This is a genomic window from Paucibacter sp. XJ19-41 (assembly GCF_028462495.1).
Classification (GTDB): domain Bacteria; phylum Pseudomonadota; class Gammaproteobacteria; order Burkholderiales; family Burkholderiaceae_C; genus Roseateles_E.
In genome coordinates this window covers 1-3,447 of sequence record NZ_JAQOWX010000035.1, presented here as the reverse complement: position 1 = coordinate 3,447, position 3,447 = coordinate 1, and the positions used below count along the sequence as shown (strand labels likewise).

Below are 3,447 nucleotides of genomic sequence, written 5' to 3'. Positions count from 1 at the left end.
GGCGGTGCAACCGGTGGCTGGCGGCATCGGCCACTAGCAGGCTGCCGTCGGCCGCCAGCGCCAGGCCGGTCGGCCGGGCCAGCCGGTCGCCGGCGGTGATCTGCTGCAGCTGGCCATCGGGCGTCAGCTGCAGCACGCGGCCGCGCGCCTGCACACCGACATAAAGATGGCCGTCATGGCTCAGCGCCAGGCTCAGCGGGCGGCGCAGCAAGGCCTGCTCATCGTCCGGCGCGGCGCGCGCCACGGTCGTGACCGTGCCGTCCGGCGCCACCCGGCGGATCGCGTTATTGCCGGCATCGGCCACCAGGGCATGACCGTCGGCGGCTATCAGCAGCGCGGCGGGCGTGTCAAAGCGGGCCTCGGCGCCGATACCGTCGCGCTCGCCGGGCAGCTCGCCGCCGGCCAGGGTCAAGACCTGGCCCTCAGCATTGATCAGGCGGATGCGGTCGTTGTAGCTGTCGGCCACCCAGACCCGGCCCTGGCCATCGACGGCCAGGCCCAGCGGCCCGTTGAAGCGGGCCTGCTCGGCCGGCCCGTCGCGGTGGCCCGGCTGACCGTCGCCGGCCAGGGTCGAGACCTGACCCTCGGGCGTGATCTTGCGGATGCGGTGGTTGCCGGTGTCGGCCACATAGAGATTGCCGGCGGCGTCCAGCGCCAGTCCCGACGGCGTATGAAAGGCCGCCTCGGCGGCCGGGCCGTCGCGCCAGCCCTCGGCGCCGCTGCCGGCCAGGGTCAAGACCTGGCCCTCGGCCGTCAGCACCCGGATGCGGTTGCTGGTGCCGCCGTCGGCGATATAGAGCCGGCCGCGCGCATCGGCGACCAGGCCGTAGGGGTCGGCAAAGCGGGCCCGGACCGCCGGGCCGTCGCGCCAGCCCTCGACACCGTCGCCGGCCCCGGGCCGCAACTGGCCGCGCCAGCCGATGACGGTGGGGGCGGGGCCCTGCGGGGCGCCTGCGATTGGCGGGTCGGTGAGTTGCAATCCTGGGCGCGTGGCCAGCAGGGCGATCACGGCAGCGCCGAGGAACAAGGCACTCAACAGAACGGGACGGCGCATCATCGGCAGGGCTTAGGGCAGGGCGCGCATCGTAGCCTTGTCTCGTCACGAGCCGAAACATCGTCTATCGTTCGCCGCGTTTCGTTTCTCAACCTTGCACGCTCTCATGAATCAAGCCGTCCTCGTCATCGATGTCCAACATGCCCTCAGCCACGGCGTCTATGCCGCCTTCGACGCCGACCGCGTGATCGAGCGCATCAATACGGTCTGCGCCAAGGCCAGGGCTGCCGGCGTGCCGGTGATCCTGATCCAGCATCAGTCGGTCGGCGGCGCGCTGGACCATGGCAGCGAAGGCTGGCAGCTGGCCGCCGGTCTGGCGGTGCAGCCCGGCGATATCCGGCTGGGCAAGACCGCGACCGACTCCTTTCACAAGACCGAGTTGCAGGCCTTGCTGCAGCGCCTGGGCGTCGAGCGCCTGGTGGTCTGCGGTTTCCAGAGCGAGTTCTGCGTCGACACCACGGTGCGCCGCGCGCTGGGCCTGGGCTATCCGGTGAGCCTGGTGGCCGACGGCCATTCGACCTTGGACGGCCCGCTGCTGTCGGCCGCCCAGATCAGCGCCCATCACAACCGCACGCTGGCCGACATCGGCAGCTTCGGGCCGCGCGTGACGCCGGTGGCCGCCGCCGATTTGAGCTTCGAAGCGCAGTCCTGCAGCAAGGACTTTGTCGATGCGGGCGGCATCCGACTCGCCACGCTGGCCGATCTCGAGCCTGTCGCGGCCCTGTTCGACGCCTACCGCCAGTTCTACGAGCAGGCGCCGGATCTCGCGCTGGCCACCGGCTTCATCCGCGAGCGCTTGCAGAAACAGGAGTCGGTGATCCTGCTGGCCCGCGATGCCCAGGGGCAGGCCATAGGCTTCTGCCAGCTCTACCCGAGCTTCTGCTCGGTCGAGGCCCGGCCCATCTATGCGCTCTACGACCTTTATGTCGCGCCGGTGGCGCGCCGCTCGGGCACGGGCCGGGCGCTGCTGCAGGCCGCCGAGCGGCTGGCGCTCGAACAGGGCAAGGCCCGCATGGACCTGACGACGGCCAAGACCAACCGGGCCGCGCAATCGGTCTATGAGTCGCTGGGCTGGGTGCGCGACGAGGTCTTCTACGCCTACAGCCGGCAGCTCGGCCGCTAGCACCGGGCCGTAAGCCCGGCCCGCTCACCAGGGCAGCGTGCTGCCGTCGTAGCTGAGGAAGGCGCCGCTGTCCTCAGGGCGGGCGGCGTCCAGCACGGCCAGCATCTGGGCGGCCGCCAGCGCCGCTGGCCGGCCGATCTCGGCACCGCGAAAGGGCGCGGACAGCGCCGAGCTGACCGTGCCCGGATGCAGGGCCAGGATCAGCGTGTCGGGCTTGCTGCGGCGCAGCTCGATCGCGGCGGTCTTGACCAGCATGTTCAGCGCCGCCTTGGAGGCGCGGTAGCTGTACCAGCCGCCCAGCCGGTTGTCGCCGATGCTGCCGACCTTGGCCGAGAGCATCACCATCAGGCTGCGCTGCCGGCCATCCAGCAGCGGCGTGAAATGGCGCAGCAGCAGGGCCGGGCCGACCGTGTTGGCGCTGAAGGTGGCAAGCATCTGGGCCGGGTCCAGATCGGCCAGGCGCTTCTCGGGCATGAAGCCCTCGCCGTGCAGCAGACCGGCCGCGTTGATGATCAGCTGGAAGGGGCCCTGGTCGGCCAGCGCAGCGGCCGCCTCGGCGATGCTGTCGGGCCGCGCGAAGTCGATGGCCAGCGGTGACGAGTTGCGGTGCAGTGCAACGCACAGCCCGCAGTGCGGGTCGGCCCGCAAGGCCTGCGCAAATGCGGCGCCGAGGGCGCCTGAGGCGCCGATGACCAGGGCACGGTAGCCGTCGGGCAGTTTGCCAAGCAGCGCTTGGTCTGGAGGCGGGGCTGCTGTCATGGCGGCAGCGTAGCCGAGATGGACAGGCCCTGCCGCGGCCGGGACAAGCCGGCACAATGCGCCGCCATGAGCTCTTCCTCAGTGCGCCTTGAGCTGGCCGTCATCGGCGCCGGCATCGCCGGCCTGGCCTGTGCCGGCGCCTTGCAGCAGGCCGGTCACCGGGTGCGGCTGTTCGAGAAGAGCCGTGGCCCCGGCGGCCGCATGAGCACCCGGCGCGACGAGGCGGCCGGCTGGCAATGCGACCACGGCGCGCAGTACTTCACCGCCCGTGATCCGGACTTCCGCGCCGAGCTGCAGCGCTGGCGGGCGGCCGGCGCCGCCGCGCTGTGGACGCCGCGCTTGAGCGTCATCGGCGAGGCCGATCGGCACCGCCGCGAGGCCGGGCTGGAGCGCTTTGTCGGCCTGCCGCAGATGACGGCGCCGGCCCGGCTGCTGGCCGCCGAGCTGGCGCTCAGCAGCGACTGCACCATCACCGCGCTGCAGCGCGAGCCCGGGGGCTGGCGGCTGCGCA

3 protein-coding genes and 2 pseudogenes are annotated in these 3,447 nt (G+C 71.9%); 3 read left to right on the top strand and 2 right to left on the bottom strand.

Features of this window, described 5'->3' with window-relative positions; translation table 11 throughout:
* Nucleotides 1-1,054 (bottom strand): annotated as a pseudogene (locus PO768_RS11300) (gluconolaconase); the annotation flags it as partial.
* 106 nt (nt 1,055-1,160) lie between these two features.
* Between PO768_RS11300 and PO768_RS11295 the strand changes: the two are divergent.
* Both PO768_RS11295 and PO768_RS11290 read left to right on the top strand, forming a co-directional pair.
* Nucleotides 1,161-1,571: pseudogene (locus PO768_RS11295) on the top strand (cysteine hydrolase family protein); the annotation flags it as partial.
* A 162-nt stretch (nt 1,572-1,733) separates the two neighbouring features.
* Nucleotides 1,734-2,177: a GNAT family N-acetyltransferase gene (locus tag PO768_RS11290; protein ID WP_262972394.1), complete on the top strand. Its 444-nt coding sequence runs from the start codon at nt 1,734-1,736 to the stop codon at nt 2,175-2,177.
* Nucleotides 2,178-2,201: 24 nt separating this feature from the next.
* Here the strand turns inward: PO768_RS11290 and PO768_RS11285 are convergent, their stop codons facing one another.
* Entirely contained in the window at nt 2,202-2,936 is a 735-nt protein-coding gene (locus PO768_RS11285; RefSeq protein WP_272646143.1) for an SDR family NAD(P)-dependent oxidoreductase, read from the bottom strand.
* A 66-nt stretch (nt 2,937-3,002) separates the two neighbouring features.
* Here PO768_RS11285 and PO768_RS11280 point away from each other — a divergent pair.
* The coding region (locus PO768_RS11280) for an FAD-dependent oxidoreductase (RefSeq protein ID WP_272646142.1) at nt 3,003-3,447 on the top strand (445 nt) is incomplete at its 3' end.